We start from the raw sequence: 26,818 nt of genomic DNA, 5'->3' as shown, positions 1-26,818 counted from the left end.
TTGTAGACTCGCCGGCTCATAGCTTCTCCAGGATGGCGTCGCCCTCGGACCGGCTCCAGCCGAAATCGTCCAGATCCTCGTCGGAATCCTCCATCGTCTCTGACTGCGAAGCTTCTGGTGCTTCCTCGAGAGGCCTGAGAGCCGCCGCCAGCTCGCGCAGGCTCTGATGCTGGAAGATCTGAGCGGTGGTCATTTCCAGCCCCGCCTCCCGGGTCTGGAAGGCCACCTGGACGGCGAGGATGGAGTCGCCGCCGAGGGCGAAGAAGTTGTCCAGGGCCCCCACCTGCTCGATGCCCAGCAGCCGCGACCAGATGCGCGCCAGATGCTCCTCGGCGTCGCCCTCCGGGGCAACGTAGGGGTGCTCCAGGTCGGGACGCTCGCCTTCCGGGGCCGGGAGGGCGCCGCGGTCGATCTTGCCGTTGGGGGTGCGGGGCAGCTCCTCCAGGGGCAGGAAGAGGGCCGGCACCATATGCCCCGGCAGGCGCTCGCCGAGCCAGCTGCGCAGAAGCTCTACCCGCAGGGGCTCGTGCTCCACGGCGGGCACCACGTAGGCCGCCAGCCGATGGCTTCCTCCTCCAGGATGGTCCCCGCCGGCAGAGCCTCCGCCGGCCGGGAGGGCGTGGACCACCACCTCCCGCAGATCGGGATGCTGGCCCAGCACCGCCTCGATTTCCCCCAGCTCGATGCGGAAGCCTCGCACCTTGACCTGGTGATCGGTGCGCCCCAGGTAAAGGAGCTCGCCGTCGGAGCGCCAGCGCACCAGGTCGCCCACCCGGTAGAGCCGGGCTCCCGGGCGGCCGGAGAAGGGGTCCGGTACGAAGCGCTGAGCGGTGAGGGCGGGGCGGTGGAGATAGCCCCGGGCCACGCCGGCGCCGCCGATCCAGGCCTCCCCCGGGGTGCCCACCCCCACCGGCCGCCGGTGCGGGTCGAGGACGTAGATCTCGGTGTTGGCGATGGGCCGGCCGAGGGTGACGGCGGCTCCGTCCACCGCCGCCGCCGCGGACCACACGGTAGTTTCGGTGGGGCCGTAGAGGTTCCACACCGGCCCGCCGCCGGAGCGTAGCGCCGCCGCCAGATCCCGGGGTAGCGCCTCGCCGCCGGTGAGCACCTTGAGATCCGGCCGCGGCCGCCAGCCCACGTCCACCAGCATGCGCCAGGTGCTGGGAGTGGCCTGGGCGACGGTGATGCGGCCTCCATCCAGATGCCGGCCCAGGGCGATGGCGTCGCTCGCCAGGGCGGCGTCGGCGATCTCCACCGACGCCCCCACCCACAGCGGCAAGAAGAGCTCGAGCACCGAGATGTCGAAGGAGGGGCTGGTGAGGGCCAGAAGCCGGTCCTCTGCCTCCAGCCCTGGCTCCGCCGCCATGGAATTGAGGAAGTTGACCATGGCGCCGTGGTGCACCTCCACGCCCTTGGGCCGGCCGGTGGAGCCGGAGGTGTAGATGACATAGGCGCGGTCCGCCGCGTCGGGCCCCGGGAGGGCGCTCTGCACGCTCTCGGCCGATTCCGGCGCTTGATCAGAATCCAGCCCATCCCCCGCCAGGTCGATGCGCCGGATCTCCGGCAGCTCTGTCAGCAGCTCGTCCGCCAAGGCGCGGTGGCGGGGGGCGGTGAGCAGTCTGTCGGCGCCGCAGTCCTCCACCATCAGCCGCAGCCGCGCCGCGGGATAGGCGGGATCGAGGGGCACGTAGGAGGCCCCGCACCGCAGCACCGCCAGCAGCGCCAGCAGGAGCTCCGGCGAGCGCTCCAGGAGCACCGCCACCGGCGGCCCTTCCGGGCGGGCTCCTGCTGCGGCCAGCCGCCGGGCCTGGAGCTCGACGGCGTGGTGCAGCCGGCGGTAGCTCCAGCGCCGGTTCTCGGAAACCCGTTCTCCGAAAACCCGTTCTCCGAAGACCAAGGCGGTGGTCTCGCCGCGCTCCGCGGCCCGGCGCGCCAGCCGCTCGGTGAGGGCCTCCTCCGGTATCGGCATCGCCGTGTCGTTCCATGCCGAGAGCACCTGGAAGCGCTCCGCCGGAGCCAGCAGGTCGAGCTCCGCCAGGGGCGCTGAGGGCCGTGCCAGGGCACCCTCCAGCAGGCGCTGGAATCGCTCCACCAGCCGGGCGGCGGTGGTGGCGTCGAAGAGGGCGGTGGCGTACTCCAAGGAGCCTTCCAGGAAGTCGTCTCCCCAGCGCAGATCGAGGGTCAGGTCGAGCTTGGCGCCGTGGCCGGTGAGGGGGTAGGGACCGAGCTCCAGCTCCTCCAAGGAGATGCGCGGCAGCGGCGTATTGTGGAGGGTGAAAAGGACCTGGAAGACCGGGCTGTGGCTGGGGTCCCGGGGCACCTCGAGCTCGTCCACCAGTCGCTCGAAGGGCAGATCCTGATGCTCGAAGGCGGCCAGCGCGGTGGCGTGGGCGGCGGCGGTGGCGGTGGCCAGAGAATCCTCCGCCGGGTCGTGGGCCCGTAGGCTGACGGTGTTCAGGAACAGGCCGATGAGCGGCTCGAGCTCCGGCAGCGGACGGTTGGCCACCGGCGTGCCGACCACCAGGTCGCGCTGTCCGCTGATGCGCTGGAGCAACGCCTGGAAGATCGCCAGCAGCGGCGCGAAGGCGGTGGCGCCGGCGTTCCGGGCCACAGCCTCGATGCCTGCGAGCCGGCGGCGCGGGATGCGGAAGGGCAGGCGGGCGCCGTCCAGCAGCTGCACCGGTGGCCGCGGCCGGTCCGTGGGCAGGGCGAGGACCGCCGGCGCCCCCGCCAGCTGCCGGCGCCAGAACTCCAGCTGCCCCTGCCAGGGCTTCGCCTGACCGTCCGGGCCTTCGCCTTCCAGCCAGCCCCGCTGCCAGGCGGCGAAGTCGACATAGCGCACCGGTAGCTCCGGCAGGTCCGGGGCCCGGCCGTCCCGCAGGGCGGCGTAGGCTTCCGCCAGCTCGCCCAGCAGCACGCCCACGGACCAGGCGTCGGAGACGATGTGGTGCAGGGTCAGGGCGAGAACGTGATCCTCCGGCCCCAGGCGCAGCAGCCGGGCTCGCAGCAGCGGCGGCTGACTGAGGTCGAAGGCGGCCGCTCCCTCCTCCCGCAGCCGCCGGCGCAGCTCCGGCTCCCGGGAGTCTTCCGGCAGCTCGCTGAGGTCGTCCAGGGGCAGGGGCACCTGCACCGCCGGCGCCACGGTCTGCACCGCCCGCCCACCGGGAGAGTGGAAGCCGGTACGCAACGCTTCCTGCCGCGCCGCCACCGTCACCAGCGCCCGGCTCAGGAGGTCGGCGTCCAGCGTTCCCCGCAGCCGCCAGGCGGTGGGAATGTTGTAGGCGGTGAGGCCCGGGTTGAGCTGGTCCAGGAACCACAGTCGCAGCTGGGCGTAGGAGAGGGGGTACTCGCCGTCCTCCGCCCGGGCCGGCGGGATGCTGCGTTCATCCCGCTCTCTCCGCCCACCGCCGGCCGCGGCATCGAGCACCGCCGCCAGCTCTTCCAGGGTCGGATTCTCGAACACCGTGCGCAGGGGCAGCTCCAGCCCGTGGCGGGTGCTCAGCCGCGCTGCCAGCTGCACCACCGCCAGGGAGTTGCCGCCGTGGGCGAAAAAGTCGTCGTCGAGGCCGAAGGGCCCGTCCTCCAGCAGCTCGTCCCAGAGGTCGGCGAGGAGCTGTTGGTGGGCGGTTTCCGGTGGCCGCCGGCTCGACCGAGGTGCGGGCGGCGGAGGCTCCGGCAAGCGCCGGTGGTCGATCTTGCCGCTGTGGGTGCGGGGCAGCCCATCGAGGATGACGAAGGACTCCGGCACCGCCGCCGGCGGCAGCTTGCGAACCAATGCCGCCCGCAGGTGGGCCGGGGTGAGCGCTCCCGGCTCCCTCCCCTCGGCGTCGCCGCCGGGGACCACGTAGGCCACCAGCCGCGGCCGCCCCTGGGCGTCGGGGAAGGTGGCGATGGTGCCCTGGGCGACGCCGGGAAGAGCCAGCAGCGCCTGGCGAACCTCGGCGGGCTCGATGCGCACGCCGCGGATCTTGATCTGCTGGTCCAGGCGGCCGAGGAAGGTCAAGCTGCCGTCCAGGTCGTAGCGCCCCCGGTCGCCGGTGCGGAAGAGTAGGTCCTCGGCGTCGTCGCGCCACGGATTGGGCATGAAGCGCCGGCGGTCGGACTCCGGCGCGTCCAGATAGCCGCTGCTGCGGTAGGGGGTGCGCAGGTAGATTTCCCCGGGCTCGCCGATGCCGGCCAGCGCCGGGGACCCGCTGCCCGGACGCACCACCAGGACCTGGGTTTGGGGCAGGGGCTGCCCCAGGGATTGGACCCCTGGCGGTGCCGGCTGCGGCACCGGATACCAGCACTTGACCATGGTGGTCTCGGTGGGACCGTAGAGGTTGATCACCTGCCCCTGGCGGAACCCTGGGAAGCTGCTGCGGAAGCGCTCCACCAGCTCGCCGGTGAGAGCCTCTCCCATGGAGAAGTGAGTCTTCAGGGCCGCCAGCTCGACCTCCCGCGGCCCGACCTCTAGAGGCACGTCCTCCAACCAACCGTCCAGGAGGCTCGGCACCGCCTGGCTGCGGGTGATGCGCTGGCGCTCCATCCAGCGCCACAGGGCCGCGCCGGAGACCCGGTCCGCCGGCTCCGGCAGCACCACCGCGCCGCCGCTCACCAGCGGCAGGAAGACATCCCGCAGCACCGGATCGAAGGTCAGCACGGTGAGTTGGGCCACGCGGTCGCCGGGGCCGATGTCGAAGGTGCGCCGCTGCCATTCCAGGAAGTGGGCCAGGCCGTGGTGGTTGCCGAGGATTGCCTTGGGCCGCCCGGTGCTGCCGGAGGTGAAGAAGATGTAGGCGTCCCGGGGGGCGGCGGGATCGGCGCAGGAGCCGAGGAGCTCTTCGAGGGAAGGTCCGGGCAGCTGCGGGGCGTCCGCCGGGGGCATGCCTTGGGGGTCGAGGGTGAGGACGGTGAGCGGCCGGTCTAGGTCTTCTCCGCCGGCACCCTCGCCGGCCGGAACCTCTCCCCGCAGCGCTTCCGGAACCGCCTCGGCCCCGGTCCACAGCAGAGCCCGAGCCTCCGCCACCTCGAGCATGGCGCGGGCCCGCTCCGTCGCCACCGCCGGGTCCATGGGCACCAGCACCATCCCCGTCTCCAGCACCGCCGCCAGGGCCGCCACCAGCGCCGGCGACGGCGGTCCGCTCACCGCCACCCGCTCGCCGGGCTGGAGGCCGAGGCCGCGGAGGGCGTTGCCGATGGCGTCCACGGCCCGCAGCAGCTCGCCGTAGGTCCAGCTCGTGTCTCCCTGGATCACCGCCTCCGCCTCGGGATGCTCCGCGGCGCGCCGACGCAGGGTGACGGGTACCGGGACGAGGCTCTCGTCGGCGGGCAGAGGCCGGGTCGGATCCGGCAGGACCTCCGCCGTTCCCGGGGTGTTCAGATCGACGGCGGCGAGGGGGACTTCGGGATTGGCGGCGATTTGCAGCAGCAGGTGCTCCAGCTGCTCCATCATCATCTCGATGCGCCGGCCATCGAAGAGGTCGGAGTCGTAGATCCAGTCCAGGCGGTAGGTGGTGCAGCCGTTCGCTGGCTCCTCCCGGGCGTAGACGGTGAGATCGAATTTGGCCCCCACGTCCCGCGGCGGCAGCGGGTCGATCTCCAGCTCCGGGCGCCGGATGGTCTCCAGCGGATAGCTGAGCAGGTTGAAGAGCACCTGGAAGACCGGCGTGCGGGTCAGATCCCGCTCCACCGGCAGCTGGTCGAGGACTCGCTCGAAGGGGATCTCTTGGTGAGCGAAGGCCCCCCGGGCCACGTCCCGCACGTGCTCCAGAAGGTCGCCAAAGGTCGGGTCGCCAGAGGTTGGGTCGTCGACGCTGGGGCCGGCGGCCTGGATGCGCAGCGCCAGGGTGTTGAGGAAGAGCCCCACCACGTTCTCCAGGTTCTGCTCCCGGCGACCGGCGATGGGGGTCCCCAGCACCACCTCGTCGAGGCCGCTCAGGCGGTGGAAGAGCAGTGCCAGCAGCGCCGAGAGGCTCATGAAGGGAGTGGCGCCCCGTTCCCGACCGCGCTCCAGCAGGGTCGCTACGGCCTCCGCCGGCAGCACCTGGTGAAGATGAGCACTGGGTCGGCCGCCGGTTTGGCCGCCAGCGCCGGGGGCGCGCCGGGGGCGGTCGGCGGGTAGGTCGAGGGTGGGCAGCTCGCCGTCCAGCGCCGAGCGCCAATAGGCTTCCTGCTCCTCGCTGGCGGCGCTTGCCAGCCAGCGATTGTTGGCCCGGGCGTGGTCGTCGTAGCGCAGCTCCAGCGCCGGCAGCCGCGGCTCCCGGCCATCCACCGCGGCGCCGTAGAGCTCCCCCAGGTCGCGGACGATGAGGGCCATGGACCAGCCGTCCCCCACCAGGTGATGGAGGTTGAGGAGGAGCACCCGCCGCGCTTCGCCGCCGTCGTCCCCAGTGCCGCCATCTCCAGTAGCGAGGCGCACCAGGGCCACCCGCAGCAGCGGCAGCCGGGCGAGATCGAAGGGCCGGCGGGCGTGGGCGTTCATCGTCCGCTCCAGCTCGGCTTCCCGATCGGCGGGGGCCAGGCGCCGGAGGTCGATGTGGCGCAGCGCCGGATGCTCCGCCGCGGCGAGGCGAGGGAGAACCTGCTGGAAGGGCTCGCCGTCCTCTTCGCCGAAGGCGGTGCGCAACATGGGGTGGCGCTCCACCAGCCGCGCTAGGGCCGCGTCGAGGGCGGGGATCGACAGCCGCCCCCGGAGCCGTACCGCCGCCGGGATGTTGTAGGCGGGGTTGCCGGGGTTGAGCCGGTCGAGCAGCCAGAAGCGGCGCTGGGCGAAGGAGAGAGGCGCCGGGCTGGTGTCCTCGGGTTCCGGGTCCTGTGGGGCTGTTGCCGGCGTCTCCGCGGCGCGCGTCTCGGTCCGGGTTTCGAGGAAGGCTGCCAACGCCGCCGGCGTGGGGTGGCGGAAGAGGTCTTCCAGCTCCAGGGAGACGCGCAGCTCGTCCCGTAGCCGCGAGGCGGCCTGGGTGGCGAGCAGCGAATGGCCGCCGAGGGCGAAGAAATCACCGTGGCGGTCCGTCACCGGAACCCCCAGGAGCCGCGACCACAGCGCCGCGATGCGCTCCTCCATTGGGCCTTGGGGCGCCTCGCCCGCGGCACCCGCAGGCTCTGCATCGGAACCCTCCGGCGGCGCGCTGAGAATCGACGGCCGGGGAGCGCGGGCCACCACCAGCGCGCCGGCGCTCTCGGCCAAGCACGCTCCGGCGAGGAGCGCGGAGCTCGGCGGGGTGCCGCTGCCGCGCTGCTCGATCACGGCGTAACGGCGCTCCGAGCCGGCCCCAGTGTCGCCGCTGGAATCGCCGCTGGAATGGCTTTGGGCCCAGGTGACCAAGGTGTGGTGCCGGGCCAGGGCGAGATGCTCATCGCGGGCCTTGTCCGGAGACGAGCCGGAAGGCTCCGGCGCCAAGACCACCAGCCGGGGCCGCCGGTGGAGAGCGCCGGCGGCGGTGGAGAGAGCTTGGAGCCGGCGATGGAGCACGCCGAGATCCGCCAGCGGGTCGTCGCCCGAGGGTTTCACGCCCACCAGATCCGGCAGGGGCCAGGCGACGATGTCGACGGCCTCGGCGTCTCGGAGGGCGGCGCCCAGGGCCTGTCCCAAGGCCTCGCCGTCCTCGAAGACCACCGCCGGGACGGTGACCGGGATGCCCAGCTCTTGCCCATTGGATTCCGAAGCTCCATCCGCGTCCGCCGATGCAGCAGAAAGTGCAGCAGGAAGTGCTGCGGAAACCACCGCGATCCTCTTGTCGGCGCGACTTCCGAGCTCTTCGAGCTCGTCGAGATCCAGAGCCTCGAAGCCCGCCAGGGCGCTGCCGGCGTCGCCGGCTCCGGCCCGGCCGGCGGGGCGGTCGATCCAGAAGCGGGTGTCGGCGAAGGGATAGGTGGGCAGGACTTCCCGTCGCCGCTCCTCGTGGCCAGTGAAGGCTCGCCAATCCACCTTCACCCCCCGCCGCCATAGGCCGCCGAGGGCTTCGAGGAGGGAGCAGAGCTCGTCCTCCCGGGCGGGATCGAGGGAGGCGAAGGCGGTGACGCCGCGGCGGCGGGCGAGGCCGCTCAGGGCCCGGCCGGGGCCCACTTCGAGCACCAGCAGATCCTCCTGGCCTTCCACCAAGGTGGTGAGGGCGTCGGCGAAGCGCACCGTGCGGCGGGTCTGAGCCAGCCAGTACTCCGGGCTGGTGGCCTCCTCGTTGGTGAGGAAGCGGCCGGTGAGGCTCGAGACCACCGGCCGGGCGGGCGGGTGGAGCTGGACCCTGCGCAGGATCTCGCCCAGGGGTTCGAGCACCGGATCCATGGCAGCGGAGTGGAAGGCGTGGGAGGTCACCAGCCGCCGGCATTCGATGCCGCGGGCGGCGATGTGGCGCTCGAGCCGGGCAATGGCTTCCTCGGGGCCGGAGACGGCGCATAGCTCTTCGGCGTTGACCGCCGCCAGCGCCAGCTCGTCGCCGGCCTCCTCCGCTAGCAGCGCGCCGACGGTTTCGGCGTCCAGGGAGACCGAAAGCATGGCGCCGCCGGGCTGCTCTCCCATCAGCCGGCCGCGGGCCGCCACCACCTCCAGGGCGTCCTCCAGGCTCAAGACCCCCGCTAGCGCCGCCGCCACCAGCTCTCCCAGGCTGTGGCCCACCAGCGCCCGCGGCTCGACGCCCCACTCCGCCCACAGCTGGGCGATGGCCCAGGCGGTGACGAAGAGGGCGGGCTGGGCCCAGGCGGTGTGGCGGAGGGTTGCGGCGGCCTCCTCGCCGTCGTCGAAGAGAAGGGTCCTGAGATCCTTCTCTCCGCCAGACGGCAGGTGCGGCTCTAGGATCTCGGCGCAGCGGTCCACCGCCGCCCGATAGGTGGGCTCTTGGCGATAGAGGGCGGCACCCATGGCGGCCCGCTGGGCGCCCTGGCCGGGGATCAGAAAGGCCACCGGCGGCCGCTCCCGGTGGGCTTCGGCGGTGTTCGCGCCTCCGGGGTCGCCGGCGGAGAGGAGCCGCACCGCTTCGTCCAGATCCCGGGCCAGCACCGTGCGCCGGTGGCGCAGAGCCCGGCGGCCCGCCTGCAGCGTGTGGGCGACGTCCGCCAGGGCCAGCTGGGGATGACTCTCCAAATGCTCCGCCAGGTCCCGAGCCCGGCGCTCCAAGGCCGCTGGCGTAGCGGCGGAGAGGGGCAGCAGCTGCCAGGGCCGGGACGGGCCGGACTCGCCGCGCACCGGCGCTTCCTCCAGCACCACGTGGGCGTTGGTGCCCCCGACGCCGAAGGAGCTGACTCCTGCCCGGCGTGGTGTTTCGCCCCGAGGCCAGGGGCTGAGCTCGGTGTGGACCCGGAAGGGGGTGGCCTCGAAGCCGATGGCCGGGTTGGGCTGCTCGCAGTGCAGGCTCGGTGGCAGCTCGCCGTGCTCCAGGGCGAGGACGGTCTTGATCAGCCCGGCGACGCCGGCGGCGGCGTCGAGGTGGCCGATATTGCTCTTCACCGAGCCCAGGGCGCAGAAGCCGCGGCGGTCGGTGCGGGCGCGGAAGACCTGGGTCAGGGCCTCCACCTCGATGGGGTCACCGAGGGAAGTGCCGGTGCCGTGGGCCTCGATGTAGGTGATGGTCTCGGGGTCGAGGTCCGCCAGGGATTGGGCAGCGGCTACCACCTCCGCCTGGCTCTCGACGCTGGGGGCGGTATAGCCGGCCTTGAGGGCGCCGTCGTTGTTGATCGCCGAGCCGCGCACCAGGGCATGGATGACGTCGCCGTCGGCCAGCGCGTCCTCCAGCCGCTTGAGCACCACCAGGCCGACGCCGCTACCCCCCACGGTGCCCTGGCCGCGGGCGTCGAAGGGGCGGCAGACGCCGTCGGGGGAGAAGATGCCCCCCTCCTCGTAGAGATAGCCCAGGCGCTGGGGAATCTGGATCGCCACGCCGCCGGCGAGGGCGACGTCGCATTCGTAGGAGAGCAGCGCCTGGCTCGCCAGGTGGGTGGCCACCAGGGAGGTGGAGCAGGCGGTCTGCACCGTCAGGCTGGGACCTCGCAGGTCGAGGAGGTAGGACAGGCGGGTGGCGAGGAAGTCCTTGTCGTTGAGGATGCGGGTGGAGAGCCAGCCGGCCTCCTCCAGCACCTCCGGCCGCGGCGCCAGGTGCCCCAGCAGATAGCCGTTGAGGAAGCTGCCGGCGAAGACGCCGATGGCGCCGTCGCTCTGGGCCGGGTCGATGCCGGCGTGCTCCAAGGCCGCCCAGCCGCACTCGAAGAAGTGGCGGTGTTGGGGGTCCAGGAGCCGCGCCTCCCGCGGGGTGAAGCCGAAGAGCCCGGCGTCGAAGCGGTCCTCGTCCTCCAGCACCGCCGCCGCCCGCACGTAGCGCTCCCTGCGCACCGCCGCCGGATCCGCCCCCGCCGCCAGCACCTCCTCCTCGGAGAAGCGCGAGACGCTGGCGATGCCCTGGCGCAGGTTGTGCCAGAAGGCCTCGGCGTCCCGAGCCCCGGGGAAGCGGCAGGCGTAGCCCACCACCGCCAGCGCGTGGCTCAGGTCGTCTCCCGGATGCCCGGGATCGTTAGGGTCGTGGTCGCTCATCGTCCTCTCTTCGGCGGCCGTCGCCGCCGGTTCAATGCCTGGCGCTTCTTCTCCATGCGGTCGCCCACCCGTTCGAAGCTGCTCGCCGGCTCACTCTTGCGCTGGGCGCGCAGGAATTCGTCCAAGGAGCCCACCGTCGGGTAGCGGAAGAGATCCACCAGCGCCACCTCGTGATCCAGCCGCTGCTGGATGCGGCTGCGCAGCTGCACCAGCAATAGGGAGGTGCCGCCGAGCTCGAAGAAGTTCTCGTCCAGCCCCACCCGCTCGACCCCCAGCACCTCCTGCCAGACCTCCGCCAGGGCGCGCTCGCTGTCGAGCTGGGGCGCTACGTAGTGGTGCTCCCGATGGGCGGCGTGCTCCCGGGGGGAGGGCAGCGCCCGACGGTCGATCTTGCCGTTGGGAGTGCGCGGCATCTCCTCCAGCAGGACAAAGTGGCTCGGAACCATGGACGGTGCCAGGTGGCGGGAGAGGTGGCTGCGCAGGGCGTCGCCGGTGACCGGTCGCCGGAGGCTGGTGGGATCCGCCGGTGGCGGCATGGGAGGCAGGTCGGGGCGGCGGGCGTAGAGCATCTTCACCAGCACCTCGGAGCCGTCGCCGGCCCGGGCCTCGAAGAAATCCTCCACCCGCACCTCGAAGCCGTGGCCTTCGAGCATGGGCACGATGCGCTCCAGGTTCTCCCGGGTATCCACCTCCGCCACCACCTGCTGCACCAGCGGCCAATGCTCCTCCCGCAGCCCCCGGAGCACGTCCAGCTCGGCTCGCTCGACATCGATCTTGAGCAGGTCGATGCGCTCGACACCGAGCTCGTCGATGGTCTCCGACAGGGTGGTGAGGCGGCAGCGGTGGGTCTCGCTCTCGAATTCGGCGTCGAGGAAGCGCTCCAGCTCCTCGTTGGCTACCGAAGACGCCGAGGAACGCTCTTCCAAGCCGCCCTCGATGATCGCCCGGGCGGAGCCGCGGTCCATTTCCTGGTCGGCGTAGCGCCCGGAGAGACCGGACATCTGGGGGTAGAAGGTGAAGGTCGCCTCGCCGGGCTGGTCCGCCACGCCGGCGTGGACCGCATGGCCGTGGGGCACCCAGCGCTGGAGGTTCCGGCTCAGCGCCTCGAAGGTCGGCGGCAGGGGCTCGAAGGCCACCACGTGGGCGTCGGGGCGGCGATCCACCACCTGCAGGCTGAATAGCCCGATATTGGCGCCGACGTCGAAGACCCAGGGCTCGGCGGGGAGCTCCAGGCCGAACTTCCAATACCAATCCTCTTCGAAGAGCTCGCGCACGGCGACGCTGGTCTGGAACGCGCCCAGGTGGGCGATGCGCCGGCCGTCGGGGAGGGGGAAGGTGTCGGTGCCGGCGGGCTCCCGGGCCCAGGGCTCGGGCACGACGTAGGCCGCCAGGGAGGGCGCGCCGCCCTGCTCCTGGTGTACCACCGCCACCGCATCCGCCACCCCCGGCAGGCGCAGCAGTAGGCTCTCCACCTCGCCGAGCTCGATGCGGTGGCCGGCTACCTTCACCTGGTGGTCGAGACGGCCGAGGAAGTGCAGCCGGCCGTCACGGTCGAGGCGCACCCGGTCGCCGGTGCGGTAAACGCGGCCTCCGGGGAGATCTCCGAAGGGGTCGGGGATGAAGCGCTGGGCGGTGAGGCCCGGGCGCCGGAGATAGCCGCGGGTGACGCCGGCGCCGCCGATCCACAGCTCTCCCGGCACTCCCGGCGGCTGGAGGCGGCCCCGGCGGTCCACCACGTAGGTCTGGGTGTTGGCCAGGGGGCCGCCGATGGTCACCGGCCGCCGCGGCGAGAGGTCGTCGTCGGCGGTGGACCAGACGGTGGTCTCCGTGGGGCCGTAGACGTCGATGATGCGCCCGCAGCCGGCCTCGGCGAGGTCCGCCACCAGGTCCTCCGGCACCGCCTCGCCGCCCAGCAGCAGGCGGTCCAGGGATCCCAGGGCTGCCAGCCCCTGGGGCTCCGCCGCCAGCAGCCGGGCCATGGACGGCGTGCATTGGAGCGTTTCCACGCCGTGGCGGCGGATCTGGGCGGCGACGCTGCGGTCGGCGGCGGCGTCGGGGTAGCGCTGGGGGTTGCTCCAGCGCAGCAGGTCCCGCAGCTCGCCGAAGCTGCCCAGCACCTCGTCGGTGGGGCAGCCGAAGTCGATGAGGCAGCCGATCTCGTCGACCCCCAAATCCTTGAGCCCCTCCACCTTCTCCAGGCAGCTCTCCGGCGAGCCGAAGAGGGCGCTGCTCTCGGCGAAGCGGTGGAAGGCGTGGTCGAGGACCATGCGCTGGGTGTCGTCGTCGAAATCGTCGGCGTCCAGGTCCACGCCCATGGAGCTGGCGATGGGGCGGACGAGGTTGAGGGAGCTGCGCAGGTAGGCGGTAAAGGGCTCCCGCACCACCTCCAGAGCGCGCTCCGGATCGCGGTCCACGAAGGTGTGGATCATCAGCGTCACGTGGCCCTCGCCATCGTGGCCGGCGGCGCGCCAGGCGTCGCGATAGATTCCGATCTTCTCCGCCAGCTCCTCCCGGCTCTGGGTCAGCAGGTGGGTGAGCAGGCCCATGCCCAGGGTGCCGGCGAGCTCGAAGGTCTCGGGGTTGCCGGCGGCGGTGAGCCACAGGGGCAGCTCCGGCTGCACCGGCGGCGGGTGGATGGCTAGCTCTACCTCCGCCCCCAGGGCGTTGGTCTGGCGCACGCTCTCCCCCCGCCACAGCCGGCGCAGGGTGCCGATGGTGTCGAGCATCTTCTGCTTGCGGTCCTCGAAGGCGGCGCGCCGGCCCTCTTCCCCCACAGGGGCGAGGACGAAGTCGTTGGCGTGCCAGCCGGAGGCCACGGAGATCCCCGCCCGGCCGCCGGAGAGGTTGTCCACCACCGACCATTCCTCCGCCACCCGCAGCGGGTTGTGCAGCGGCAGCACCACGCTGCCGGCGCGGATGGCCAGGCGCTCGGTGACCGCCGCCACCGCGGCGCCGGTGACCGAGGGGTTGGGGTAGAGGCCGCCGAAGGAGTGGAAGTGGCGCTCCGGGGTCCAGAGGGCGGAAAAGCCGTTGCGGTCGGCGAAGCGGGCGCCTTCCAGCAACAGGCGGTAGCGGCCACCGCTGCGGTCCGCCTCGGATTCGTCGGCGAAATAGAAGAGGCTGAAGTCGATGGCCCGCGGCGTGACCTCCGCCGGCCGCTGGGCGGCGCCGTAGAGCTCGATGGCCCGGTCCCCCTGGAGCACCACCCGGCTGCCGCGGGTGAGGGTCCAAAACAATTCGAGCACCGAGATGTCGAAGGAGATGCTGGTCACCGCCAGCAGGGTGGTGGGCTCGGTCCCCAGCACCTCGTCCATGGCGCGCAGGAAGTGGCAGGCGTTGCCGTGGCTCACCGCCACACCCTTGGGACGGCCGGTGGAGCCGGAGGTGTAGATGACGTAGGCCAGGTCCTCCGGCGTCGCGGTGGCGGGTCCGGGGGATTCCGCGTGGGCCGGCGAGGTCTCTTCCAGAACCGCCTCTTCCAGAATGAGCGGATCCCGCTCATTGACCAGCGGCAACTGCCGGCGCCCGGCGAGGAGGGTGACCGGGCGGGCGTCATCGAGGACGAAGCGCAGGCGCTCCTGGGGATACTCGGGATCCAGCGGCAGATAGGCGGCGCCGCTTTCGAGGATGCCCAGCAGGGCGGCCACCATGGCGGCGGAGCGCTCGCAGAGCAGTCCTACCACCTGTCCCGGTCCGGCGCCGCGGTGGCGCAGGCGCCGTGCCAGGATGCGCGCCCGGCGCTCCAGCTGGCGGTAGGTCCAGCGGGTCTCGCCGTCCACCAAGGCCAGGGCGTCGGGAGTGCGGTGGGCCTGGGCGGCGAAGAGCCGGGGCAGGGTCTCCGGCGGCAGCGGGAGAGCGGTGTCGTTGAGCTCGGTGCGCAGCTGGTGGCGCTGGGCGGCGCTGAGCCAGCGTAGCTTGGCGAGGGATTGCTCGGGGTGCTCGGCGAGATCTTCCAGCAGGGTCCGCCAATGTCCCATCCAGCGCTGGGCGGTGGTGGCGTCGTAGAGGTCGCGGTTGTATTCCAGCGAGCCCACCAGGCCCCCGCCTTCCCCAGACAACAAATCTCCTCGCGGCAGCAGGGTGAGGGTCAGATCGAAGCGGGCCGTGCCCGAATCTACCGGCACTGCCGAGGCTTCGACACCGGGCAGTCGGGGCAGCTCCAGGGGAGCGTTCTGCAGCGTGAAGACCACCTGGAAGAGGGGGTTGCGGCTCAGGTCCCGGGCCACCCCCAGCTCCTCCACCACCCGTTCGAAGGGCAGATCCTGGTGGGCATAGGCTTCCAGGGCCACCCGGCGCACCCGCTCCACCAGCTGCGGGAAGGCAAGCTCGCCCTCGCCGGGCTGGTCGTTCAGATCGAGGCGTAGCGCCAGCATGTTGACGAAGAAGCCGATGAGGCCCTCGGTCTCCCGCAGGGTGCGGTTGGCCACCGGCGAGCCCACCACCAGATCCCGCTGGCCGGAGAGTCTTGAGAGCAGGACCGCGAAGCTCGCCAGCAGCACCATGAAGAGGGTGCCGCCGGTGCGCCGAGCGAGGGCTTCCAGATCCTCCAACAGCGCCTGGGGCAGGCGCACCGGCAGCTGCTCGCCGACGAAGCTCTGGAGCGCCGGCCGCGGCCGGTCGGTGGGCAGGTCGAGGATCGGCGGATTCGCCAGCTGGCGCCGCCAATGCTCGATCTCCGCCTCCAGCCGCTCGCCCTGCAGCCAGCTGCGCTGCCACACGGCGAAGTCCGCATACTGCACCGGCAGGGCCGGCAGAGGGACTTTGGGGGAGGGGGCGAGGAAACTGGAGTCGAGCAACGCGGCGTAGAGCGTCGAGAGCTCGCCCATGAGGACTCCCACGGACCAGCCGTCGGCGGCGATGTGGTGCAGGGTCAGGAGCAGCCAGTGCTGGCCCTTCCCCAGCCGCAGCAGCGCCTGGCGCAGCAGCCGGCCGCGGGCCAGGTCGAGGGCGCGGCGGGCTTCCTGATTCGCTAGCTCGAGAGCTAGCTCCTCAGCGGCGGCCTCGCGGTCGGAGCCCGCCAGCCTCGACAGGTCCACCACCGGCAGCGGCTGGTGCCGCGGCGGCAGGATGCGCTGGTGCACCGTGCCGTGGTCGGAACGCAACTCGGAGCGCAGGGTCTCGTGACGCTCGATCACCGCGTCCATGGCGGCGGCGAGGGTGGCGGGGCTCAGCTCGCCGTCGAGGCGCAAAGCCAGGGGGACGTTGTAGAGCGGGCTCTCCGGCTCCAGCTGATCGAGGAACCACAGCCGCTGCTGGGCGAAGGAGACGGGCATCGCCTCGGTGCGCGGCACCGGCTCCAGCGGCGGCCGCTGGCCCAGGGCACCCTGCCGGCGCAGGTCTTCGATGCGCGCCGCCAGCTCGCCGAGACGGGGGTGCTCGAAGACCGCCCGCACCGGCAGCTCCACCCCCAGCCGCTGGCGCACGGCGGAGGCCAGGCGGGTGGCCAGGAGGGAGTGGCCGCCGAGGTCGAAGAAGTCGTCGCCGGCGCCGGGAGTAATCCCCAGAAGCTCGTGCCACAGCCCCGCCAGCAGCTCCTCCATGGGGCTGGAGAGGCCCTCGGTGGTGCGCGGCGCCTCCGGCTCCGGCAGCGTCCAGCGGTCGACCTTGCCGTGGCTGGTGAGGGGCAGGGCGTCGAGGACGGTGACCGCCGCCGGCACCATGAAGGTGGGGAGCCGCCGGGCCAGCCGGGCCTTCAGCTCGTCGCCGTCCGCTCCCGGCCCCCGACTCACCACATAGGCCAGCAGCCGCAGCTCCCCGTCGCCGGTGGGGCCGGGCCGGGTGATCACCACCGCCTCGGCGACCTCCGGCTGCTCGGCGAGGACGGCCTCCACCTCCCGGGGCTCCAGTCGCTGGCCGCGGATCTTCACCTGGTCGTCCACCCGGCCCAGGAAGTCGAAGCGGCCATCGGGGCGCTGGCGTACCCGGTCACCGGTGCGGTACCGCCGGGCGCCGGGCACCGCGGAGTGGGGATCCGGCACGAAGCGCCGGGCGGTTTCCGCCGGCTGGCGGAGATAGCCGCGGGCCAGCCCGTCGCCGGTGAGCACCAGCTCCCCCACCGCGCCCACGGGTTGCAGGCCGTCGGCGGAGCTGACGACGAACATCCCCTGGTTGTCGATGGGGCGGCCGATGGCGGGGAAGGAGCCCGCCCCTAAAGAACTCGCCGGCGCCACGGCGTTGACGCTGGCGGCGACGGTATCCTCCGCCGGGCCGTAGGCGTTGATCAGCGTCCACGGGCTGCGGTGGGACGGGCGCTTGCGCAGCCGGTCCCCCGCCACCTGCAGCTGGCGCAGCTGGGAATCTTCCAGGTCGTCCTGCTCCAGCAGCGGCTCCGCCAGCGGCGTCGGCAGGAAGGCGCTGGTGATGCGCCGGCGGCGCAGCCACTGCCCGAGCCGCTGCGGGTCGGTGACCAGCTCCGCCGGCGGCAGGCACAGGCAGGCGCCGGCGGTGAGGGACGGCCAAAGCTCGTAGACCGAGGCATCGAAGCCGACGCCGGAGAGCAGGGTGGTGCGGTCCCCGGGGGCGATGGAGAAGCGTCGGGTATGCCAATCCACCAGGTTGCGCAGCCCGCCGTGACTCACTACCACGCCCTTGGGCCGGCCGGTGGAGCCGGAGGTGTAGATGACGTAGGCGGCCTGCTCGCCGCTGACCGGCCGCGCCGGTGCCGGCACGGCGCTCGTCTCGTCGGCGGAGCGCGCCCGCAGCTCTTCCACGGCGAGGCACCGCCAGGGGCCGTCGAGGTCGCGCAGCGGCGATCCCACCGGCGCCAGCAGCCAGCGGGCGCCGGAGTCCCGCAGCAGCGCCTCCTGTCGCGCCGCCGGATAGGCCGGGTCGATGGGCAGGTAGGCGCCGCCGGCGGCGGCCACCGCCAGCACCGCCAGCACCTGGGCCGAGGAGCGCGGGTAGGCCACCGGCACCACCGCTTCCGGCGCCACCCCCAGCTCCGCCAGGGCTCCGCCGAGGCGCAGCACCCGCTCTGCCAGCTCGCCGTAGGTCCAAAGCTCAGGGGGAGTGTCCGTCTCGGAGGAGACTTCCAGGGCCGGGGCCTCGGGTAGGTGCCGAGCCCAGTGCAGCAGCCGATCCATCACCCAGGCCGGTGCCACCGGCCGCGCAGTGTCATTCCATTCCGCCGTCAGCTGATGACGCTCCGCCGGCCCCAGCATTTGCAGGCGGCCGAGGGCCAGCTCCGGCGCCGCCACCGCGCTCCGGGCCAGGTGGTGCAAGGCTTGCCACAGGCGCTGGACGGTGGTGCGGTCGAAGAGCTCCCGGTCGTACTCCAGGGTTCCCTCCAGCGCGCCGTCCGGTGCCGGATGTAGGAAGAGGGCGAGGTCGAGCTTGGCGCTGCCGGTGGCGAGAGCCCGGGCCTGGACTTCGAGCCCCGGGAGGCTCGGCGTCGACAGGGTGTCCTGGAGCGCGAAGCTGACCTGGAAGAGGGGGTTTTGCCCCAGCTGGCGACCCGGGGTGAGGGCCTCCACCAGCTGTTCGAAGGGCAGGTCCTGGTGAGCGTAGGCGGCGAGGGCGTCGCGGCGCACCGCCGCCAGGTGGTGGAGGAAGGAGCTTCCCGCCTCCAGCCTCCCCGCCGCCACCAGGGTGTTGGCCAGCAGGCCGATGAGGTCTTGGGTCTCCCGGCGGTCGCGCCGCGCCATGGGGAAGCCCACCAGCAGGCTGCGCTGCTCGCTCCAGCGGCCCAGCAGCACCTGGTACAGGCCCAGGAGCACCATGAAGAGCGTGGCGTCGTGGCGCCGCCCCAGCTCCTCCAGCCTGGCCGCCAGCGGCGCCGGCAGGGCCACCGCCAGCTCGTCGCCAGGACGCACGCCGCCGGCGGTGCGCGGCCTATCCGTGGGCAGGGCCAGGGGCTCGGGCCGTTCGCCGATGCGGTGCTTCGCCGCTTCCAGGGCTTGCGCCAGCTCGCCATCGTCCCAGCGCCGGCGCTCCCAGACCGCCAGATCGGCTGGCTGGAGCGGCGCGGGCGCGGGCCTCGCGAGGTCTTCGCCGCCCCCGCGGGCGGCTTCGTAGCCGGCGGAGAGCTCCTGGGAGAAGACCTCCAGGCTACGGCCGTCGGCGATGGTGTGGTGCAGATTGAGCAGCAGCTGGTGTTCCCGGTCGCCGAGACGCACCAAGACGGCGCGCCACAGCGGCCCCCGGCTCAGGTCGAAGCTTTCGCGGGCGACGCGGCGGGTGATGCGCTGGCGGGCGGCCTCGGCTTCGCCCGTGGGCAGGCTCCGGAGATCCTCCACCGGCAGCGAGACCGCAGCCTCCCCCGGCGGCAGAATCCGCTGCATCGGCCCGCCGTCTTGCTCCAGGAAGACCGTCCGCAGCGCCTCGTGGCGGTGAGCGACCCCGGCCAGGGCCTGCTCCAATGCCGCCGGGTCCAGCTCGCCGCGGAGCTCGAGCCGGAAGGGCAGATGGTAGGCGGAGCTGCCGGGGAGCAGGTGCTCAAGGAACCAGATGCGCTCCTGGGCGAAGGAGGCCGGCACGGGTTCGGTGAGGGGGCGGAGCAGGGGCCGGAGCTGGGATGGGGGCCCGGCCGGCGTTCCCGCATCCTGGTCCCCACGGCGGCGCTCGATCTCGGCGGCCAGGGCGGCGACGGTGGGGGTCTGGAAGATCTGCTGGAGAGGGACCTCCACCGGCGCGTCCCACTGCTCCTGGGTGACGCGGCGTAGCTCGGCGGTGAGCCGGGCGGCGGCCAGGGAGTGACCGCCAAGGGCGAAGAAGTCGTCTTCCCGGCCCACCGAACCCAATCCCAGCAGCTCGGCGAAGAGCCCCGCCACCAGGGTTTCTGTCTCGTCGGCAGGGGGCGCGCTCTCGGCGCTGGAGGCTTCCGGCGCCGGCAGCGCCTGGCGGTCGAGCTTGCCGGTGAGGGTGCGGGGCAAGCTCTCCAGGACGCTGATGCGGGACGGCACCATGGCCTGGGGCAGGCGCTGGGTCAGGGCATGGCGCCAGGCCTCCGGGCTGCCCTCGGCGGTCTCCTTTGCTGCCTCGTCGAGAACGACGTAGGCCACCAGCTGGTCGCCGCCGCTGCCGCCGGTCCACACCGCCGCGGCGGCCTCCGCCACCTCCGGCAGGCTTCTCAGGGCGGTCTCCACCTCTCCCAGCTCGATGCGGAAGCCGCGCAGCTTGATCTGGTGGTCCCGCCGTCCGAGGAAACGCAGCCGCCCCTGTGAGTCGAAGCGGGCCAGGTCGCCGGTGCGGTAGAGGCGGCTGCCGGCGGGGCGCAGGCCGCGGCCCGCCAGGGGATCGGGGATGAAGGCGGCGGCGGTGCGGGCAGCGCGGCCAGCATAGCCCCGGGCCAGCCCGTCGCCGCTCAGGCAGAGCTCGCCGGGAACCCCCAGAGGCACCGGCTGCAGATGGCGGTCGAGGAGCTGGACTCGGGTGCCGGTGAGGGGGCGGCCGATGCTCGGCGCTTGCCCCGGCCGGACCGGCTGGAAAGTGGAGTAGGTGGTGTCTTCCGACGGCCCGTAGAGGTCGTAGAGGCCCTCGACTCCCGGCCGCCGGAAGATCTCTTCGGCGAGCTCCCGGGGCAGGGGCTCGCCAGCCAGGTTGACGGTGGTGATCCCCGCCGGCAGACGGTCGGCGCGCAGCAGCTCCCCGGCGGCGGAGGGCACGGTGTTGAGTAGCCGCACTCGGCCGGCGGCGGGATGCTCCGGCAGCGTCAGGGCGTCCTGAGCCAGGACGACCCGGCCGCCGGCGGCGAGGGGCACGAAGAGCTCGTAGACGGAGAGGTCGAAGCAGACGGAGGTCACCGCCGCCACCGCCGACAGCCCCTCCTGGCTCCAGGTGCCCAGCGCCCAGCGCACCATGGCGACGGCGCTGCCGTGGGTGATGGCCACGCCCTTGGGCACGCCGGTGGAACCGGAGGTGTAGATGATGTAGGCGAGGTTCTCCGGCCGCGGTGCCGGCTCATCGAGGTCTCCATCGAGCTCGCCGTCGGCCTTCTCGCTCATCTCCCCGGGATCGAGGCGGGGGACGGAGCCGCCGCCGAGGGATGGATCGCGGGAGATGAGCACCCGGGCGCCGCTGTCGGCGAGCATGAAGTGGACCCGGGAGCGCGGATAGGCGGGATCGAGGGGGACGTAGGCGCCGCCGGCTTCGAGCACCGCCAAGAGGGCGACGACCAGCTCGTCCCCGCGCTCCAGACAGATGCCCGCCGTCACTTCCGGGCCCACACCCTGGCGGCGCAGCTCGCGGGCCAGCCGGTGAGCGGCGGCGGCGAGCTCGCCGTAGGTGCGGGAACCGCCGTCGGCGAGCTCCAATGCCACGGCTTCCGGCTGCCGGCGGGCGCTGGCGGCGAAGAGCTCGTAGAGGGTCGCCGCTGCGGGTTCCCGAGGGGGCTTGCGGCCGTCGTGGCTCCACTCGCCGAGCACCTGCCAGCGCTCGGCGGCGCTCCACAGCTCGAGGCGGGAGAGCCGTTGGCGGGGATCTTCCACCATCGACTGCAGCAGAATCTCGTAGTGCTGCAGCAGCCGCAGGCCGGTGGTGGCGTCGAAGAGGTCCTCGGCGAGCTCCAGGACGGCCACCAGGCCAGTACCTTCTTGGCCGGTGCCGGCATCGCCCAAGGTGCCCGAATCGCCCAGAGTGCCCGTATCGCCCAGAGTGCCCGTATCGCCCAAAGTAAGCGTGAAGTCGTAGAGGGCGTTGCCCGGATCCAGGGGGATGGGCCTCAGGGGCAGCCCGGCGAAACGCGCCGGGGCGTTCTGCTGGGCGCTCCCCGCCCCCAACGCCAGGGCGGCGAGCCCGCGGCTTTCGGGCAGATGGGAGCGGTGGAAGACGAAGAGATGCTGGAAGAGGGCGCCGCGGCTGGCGTCGCGGCGGGGCAGCCGATGCTCCACCAGCTCGCCGAAGGGCAGCTCCTGGAGGCGCAGGGCGGCGTTGAGCCTCTCCTGGGTGCCGGTGAGCAGCGCCCCGACGGAGGGATCTCCGTCGACGGCCGAGCGCAGCGGCACCGGATTGACGAAGTAGCCCACCAAATCCCGCTGGGCCGCCGCCGTGCGGCCGGCGGTGGGGGTGCCCACCACCAGGTCCTCCTGTCCGCTGTGGCGATGGAGCAGGGCCTGGAATCCCGCCAGCAGCACCGCGAAGAGGGTCGTGCCGTGGGCACGGGCGAGCCCCTCCAGGTCTTCCCCCAGACCGGCGGCCAGCGGCCGGCGCAGGGTGCGGCCGCGGAAGCTCTGGGCTGCGGGGCGGGGCCGGTCGGTGGGCAGATCGAGGGCCTCCGGCGCGCCCGCCAGCTGCCCGTCCCAGGCCGCCAGCCATTCCCCGCGGTGCTCGTCCAGGCGCGTCCGGCGCCAGGCCAGGACCTGGTCGAGGCTGGCGCTCAGCTCCGGCAAGGCCTCGGCTTTTCCGCCGGTGGTTCGCCGATAGAAATGCTCCAGGTCCCGCAGCAGCAGACCCCAGGACCAGAAATCCGTCACCAGGTGATGGGCGGTGGCCAGCACCGCGTGCTCGCCGTCCGCCAGCCGCGCCACGGTGAGGCGCAGCAGCGGGGGCTGCTTCAGATCGAAGGGTTGGCGAGCCTGCTGCTCGAAAGCCTGGCCCAGGGTGGCCTCGTCCCAGCCCTTGGCGTCGATCACCTCGAAGCGGGGGCTCACCGTTTCCAACACCCGCCGCCGGGGCTCGCCGCCGACGTCGTCAAAGGCGGTGCGCAGGGCCTCGTGGCGGGCGATCAACTCTTCCAGGGCTTGGTGCAGGGCCGCTTCGTCCAGGCCGCGGAGCCGCGCCGCGCCGGAGAGGTTGTAGAGCCCGCGATGGGGCGCCAGGCGGTCCGCCAGCCACAGGTCCCGCTGTGTGCGGTCCAGCAGTCGGGGCTCCGAAGAGGATGAAGGCTCGTCGTGCCCGGCTCCGACTCGCATCCGAGAGAGAGCCGCCTCGTTCGCCAGCCGTGCCGCCAGCACCTCCGCCAGGGACTCCAGGCTGGGGGCCTCCAACAGATCCGCCGGGGAGATCTGCAACGCCAGGCTTTCCTCCAGCGTGTGGGCCAGCTCCACCGCCGCCAGGGAGTCCAGGCCGAGGCTCGACAGCGGTGCGTCGGAGGGCACGGCGTCGGTCTCCAGGCGCGCGCTGCGGGCGGCCAGCTGACCGAGGGCGGCGAGGAGCACCGGGCTCCGGGCGTCCTCCGGCAGCTCGAACAGCTCTGCGCGCAGCGCTCCGGGAGCGGCGGTGGCCGGCGGTTCCGGCGCGAGGGGCGTGAGGCGGCTGCTGCCGATGGGGTGCAGCTCGCCGGCGACATAGAGCTGACGGCAGCGGTGGCGCTGGACCTTGCCGCTGGAGGTCCGTGGCAGGGTGCCGGCGCGCACCGCCACCACCTCCGTCGCCTGCACCTCGTGCTCCCGGGCGATGGCCTGGCGGATCGCCGCGGCCATCACCAGCGCTTCGTCCTCACCCAGCCGCGGCGGTCCTTCGAAGATCATCACCAGCTGCTCTTCGCCGTCCCCCTCGACGGCGAAGGCGGCGCAGGAGCCCGGCGGCAGCTGCGGGTGGGAGAGCTCGGCGGTGCGCTCCAGGTCGTTGGGATAGTGGTTGCGGCCGCGGAGGATGACCAGGTCCTTGATGCGCCCGGTGACGAAGAGTTGATCGCCGGCGAGGAAGCCGAGGTCGCCGGTGCGAAGGAAGCGCCGGTCCGGCTCTTCCTCCAGACGGGCGTGGAAGGTCTCCTCGGTGGCTTCGGGGCGCCGCCAATACCCTGTCGCCAGGCTCGGCCCGGTGACCCAGATCTCGCCGACGACGCCCGACCCAGGAGTGCTGGCTTCGACGAGCCGGCCGGTGTCCGGGTCGACGATGCGCACGGCGTGGCTCATCTTGCGGCCGACCTGCCCGCTGGCCACCAGCGTTTGGGCGCCGGCCTGGCCGGCCTCGGCGGGCACTACCCTGCCGGCGGCCAGCGCTCCGCGGTCGACGGTGCGCAAGACGGGAGCCTCGCTGCGGGGGCCGCCGGAGACGAAGAGGGTCGCCTCCGCCAGGCCGTAGCAGGGGAAGCTGGCGCGGGGATCGAAGCCGGCGCCGGCGAAGGCGTGGGCGAAGCGCCCAAGGGTGCCGCTGTGGATCGGCTCGGCGCCGTTGAAGGCCACCCGCCAGGAGCTCAGATCGAGGCTGGCGCGCTCCGCCTCGGGGACGCGCCGGACGCACAGCTCGTAGGCGAAATTGGGGCCGCCGCTGGTGGTGCCGCGGTAGCGGTGGATGGCCTCCAGCCAGCGCGCCGGCCGACGCAGGAAAGCACCGGGGGACATGAGGACGCAGCTGGCGCCGGCCCACAGGGGCTGCAGCACGCCGCCGATGAGCCCCATGTCGTGGTAGGTGGGCAGCCAGCTGACGATGACCGAGCTCTCGTCAAGCTCGAAAGCTTGCTGGATCAGCGCCTCGTTGTGGGCCAGCTGGGAGCCTTGCACCACCACGCCCCGGGGATCGCCGGTGGAGCCGGAGGTGTATTGCAGCAGCGCGGTTTCAGAGCCGTCCAGCACCGGCGGCTGCCAGTCCCGGCTGTCGGCGGGGTCGAGGTCGTCGGTGGTCAGCCAGCGGACGCTTCCTCCCTCGCCATGCTCGGCGAGCTCCGGCAGATCTTCGACCTTGCGTTGGAAGCCTTTCCGGGCGCCGCCGGTGGTGAGCACGAAGGCCGGCCGGGCGTCGGCGGCGATGGAACGCAGGCGCTGGTCCCGCCGCCGGGGCGGATAGGAGGGCACCGCCACCACCCCCGCCGTGAAGCAGCCCAGCAGGGCGGCGACGAAGTCCAGTCCCGGCGGGAAGAGCAGCAGGGCGCGCTCTCCGGCGGCGCCGGCGCGGTCCAGGGCCGCCGCCACCGACCGCGCCCGCTGCTCCACCTCCTGCCAGGTCCAGCGCGCCACCTCTTCCTCGCCGTCCCGCAGGAAGCGGTAGGCGACCTGGTCGCCGCGCCCCGCCGCCAGGCGGCGCAGCACGTCCGGCAGCAGGGGCAGGGTGCGGCCCGCGGCCTGGGGCGACTCGGGATGGCGGGTGAGGGTGGTCACGGTAGTTGTCGTTCCTCGGTTCGGCTTTCCTTAGGCCTTGGCTCCGGTCAGGACGGTGTCGAAGGGCACGCCCACTTCTTGCCCCAGGGCTTGGAGGTCCGCCACCACCGGCGGCAGCAGCGGGATGCCGGCGGCGGAGCGCTGGGCCTGGGCCTCCGCTTCCTTCTCGCCGGGGATGTAGATGCGCAGCTGGCCGGGGGCTTTCTTCGCCCCGCGGATCTCCGCCAGCAGCTGGCGGGCGTCGCGCTGGAAGTCCTCCAGCGGGCGGAAACAATCCACCCGCAGGGCGGCGAACCATTGGCCCAGGTCGGCGCCTTTGTCGCCGTAGACGTGGCGGCCCCAGGACGACCCGGTGAGGGGACCGCACATCAGGTCCACCAGCAGGCCCAGGCCGAAGCCCTTGTGCCCGCAGTTGGCCTCGCCGAGACCCCCCAGGGGCAGGATGGAGAGGCCGGAACGGGCGATGAGGCCGGCGATGAGACCGTCGAGCTCGGTGATGGGGTTGCCCTCGCCGTCGATGGCCCAATCACCCTCCACCGCCGCTCCCTCCCGCCGCAGCCGCTCCAGCTTGCCCCGGGGCACCACGCTGGTGGACATGTCGAGGACGTAGTCGTCGCCGTCGCCGCAGGGCAGCCCGATGCCGATGGGGTTGGTGCCGAACATGGGCTGGGCGCCGTGGGTGGGAGTGACCTGGGGCGAGGCGTTGCTGGTGGCGAAGCCCAGCAGGCCCTTGGCCAGGGGCAGGGTGGCGTAGTAGCCGGCGATGCCGAAGTGGTTGGTGTGCTGCACCGCCACCATGCCGACCCCCACCGTCTCCGCCTTGGCCATGGCCAGCTCCATGGCGAAGCGGGCGGCGGGCTGGCCGAGGCCGTTGCCGGCGTCCACCAGGGCGGTGGCGGGGCTCTCCTGCACCACCCGGATGTTGCGCCGGGGGTCGATCTTGCCGTCCCGGGTGCCGATGACATAGCGCCGCAGCCGGGCGACGCCGTGGGAGTCGATGCCCCGCAGGTCGGAGGCCAGCAGCGCTTCGGCGACGATCTCGCCCTGGTCGCGCTGGACGCCGGAGCTGGCCAGGCAGTCCACCACGAAGCGCCGGAGGTTTGCCACGGCGACGATGGTCGCCTCGGTGGGGGGTGGGGTCGCCTCGGCGGGGAAGGAATGGGGAGAGGTCACGGTGCGGATCTCCTGGAAAGTCGGGCCGGGTGGATGGCGGCCTCCGCCGCCGGCAGGCGTGCGGCGGCGAAGAGACGGACGATTTGCTCGCTCACCTGCTCTAGGCGTTCGCCGGTGCGGGCCAGGGCCTGTTCCAGGCTCTCGGGGCCGGCGCTGAGGGCGAAGCTGGCGACGACGCCGGACAGAGCGGTCTCGTGGCTCAGGTGTCCCGCCACCAGCGCCAGGGGCACCCCGGCCCGCTGCGCCAACCCGGCGACCACCGAGGGGAGCTTGTCCTCGAAGGACGAGGCGTCCATGCGGCCCTCGCCGCTGAGCACCAGGTCGGCGCCGCGCAGGTGCTCGTCGAGCTTTCCCAGCCGCGCCACCTCCTTGCCGCCGGCCAGCACCCGGGCGCCGGCGAAGGCCGCCAGCCCGCCGGCCATGCAGCCGGCGGCGCCGTACCAAGGGCGGTCGGCGATGGGGTGACCGTGGTGCTCCGCCAGCTCCGCGAGGCGCAGCAGGTTGGCTTCCAGGGCCGAATGATCTTCGGGCCGGGCGCCCTTCTGCGGACCGTAAACCGCCACATGGCGCTCGACCTGGGTGGAGACGTCCGCCAGCACGGTGATCTCGGTCTCCGCCAGCCGCGGGTCGAGATCCGCGAGGTCGATGGCGGCGAGCTCATCGAGGCCGGCGGGATGGGGCGGGAGAGCGTTTCCCGCGGCATCCCGGAACACCGCCCCGAGGGCCGCCAAGGCGCCGGCGCCGCCGTCGATGGTGCCGCTGCCGCCGGCGCCCAGCACGATCTTGCGGGCGCCCTGGTCGAGGGCGGCGCGGATCAACTCGCCGGTGCCGCCGGTGTCCACCTGCAGCGGATCTCGGTCCTCCGGTGCCAGCCGCCGCAGGCCGCTGGCCTCGGCCATCTCCAGGATGGCGGTGGTGCCGTCGTCGGAGAGCGCCCATCGGGCCTCCACCGGGCGGCGGCGGGGGTCGACCACCGTCGTGCGTTGGAGGCGGCCTCCCAGCAGCTTCATCAGCACCTCCAGGGTGCCGTCACCGCCGTCCGCCAGCGGCACCGACACCACGTCCGCCCGCGGGGCGCCACGGCGCACGCCGGCGGCCATGGCGGCGGCCACCTGCGGCGCCATCAGCGCGTCGCGAAAGCTGTTGGGTGCGAGGACGACTTTCATCGAGTGAC

At 72.9% G+C, this 26,818-nt stretch carries 4 protein-coding genes; all 4 read right to left on the bottom strand.

The window, feature by feature from the left end; translation table 11 throughout:
* Nucleotides 1–16 precede the first annotated feature (16 nt).
* From SX243_00365 to SX243_00350, 4 genes are read right to left on the bottom strand one after another with little or no spacing between them, the layout of a single operon-like run.
* Nucleotides 17–10,498, bottom strand: coding sequence for an amino acid adenylation domain-containing protein (locus SX243_00365; GenBank protein ID MDY7091401.1), 10,482 nt, complete (start codon nt 10,496–10,498; stop codon nt 17–19).
* Entirely contained in the window at nt 10,495–24,471 is a 13,977-nt protein-coding gene (locus SX243_00360; protein ID MDY7091400.1) for an amino acid adenylation domain-containing protein, read from the bottom strand. The genes SX243_00365 and SX243_00360 overlap by 4 nt, the downstream gene beginning before the upstream one ends.
* A 30-nt stretch (nt 24,472–24,501) precedes the next feature.
* Entirely contained in the window at nt 24,502–25,644 is a 1,143-nt protein-coding gene (locus tag SX243_00355; GenBank protein ID MDY7091399.1) for an Ldh family oxidoreductase, read from the bottom strand.
* Nucleotides 25,641–26,810: a glycerate kinase gene (locus SX243_00350; GenBank protein ID MDY7091398.1), complete on the bottom strand. Its 1,170-nt coding sequence runs from the start codon at nt 26,808–26,810 to the stop codon at nt 25,641–25,643. Before SX243_00350 ends, SX243_00355 begins: the two co-directional genes overlap by 4 nt.
* Between the last annotated feature and the right edge of the window lie 8 nt (nt 26,811–26,818).

This window comes from Acidobacteriota bacterium (assembly GCA_034211275.1).
GTDB lineage: Bacteria > Acidobacteriota > Thermoanaerobaculia > Multivoradales > JAHZIX01 > JAGQSE01.
The sequence above is the reverse complement of the archived record's forward strand: the minus strand, read 5'-3'. Positions and strand labels throughout refer to the sequence as shown.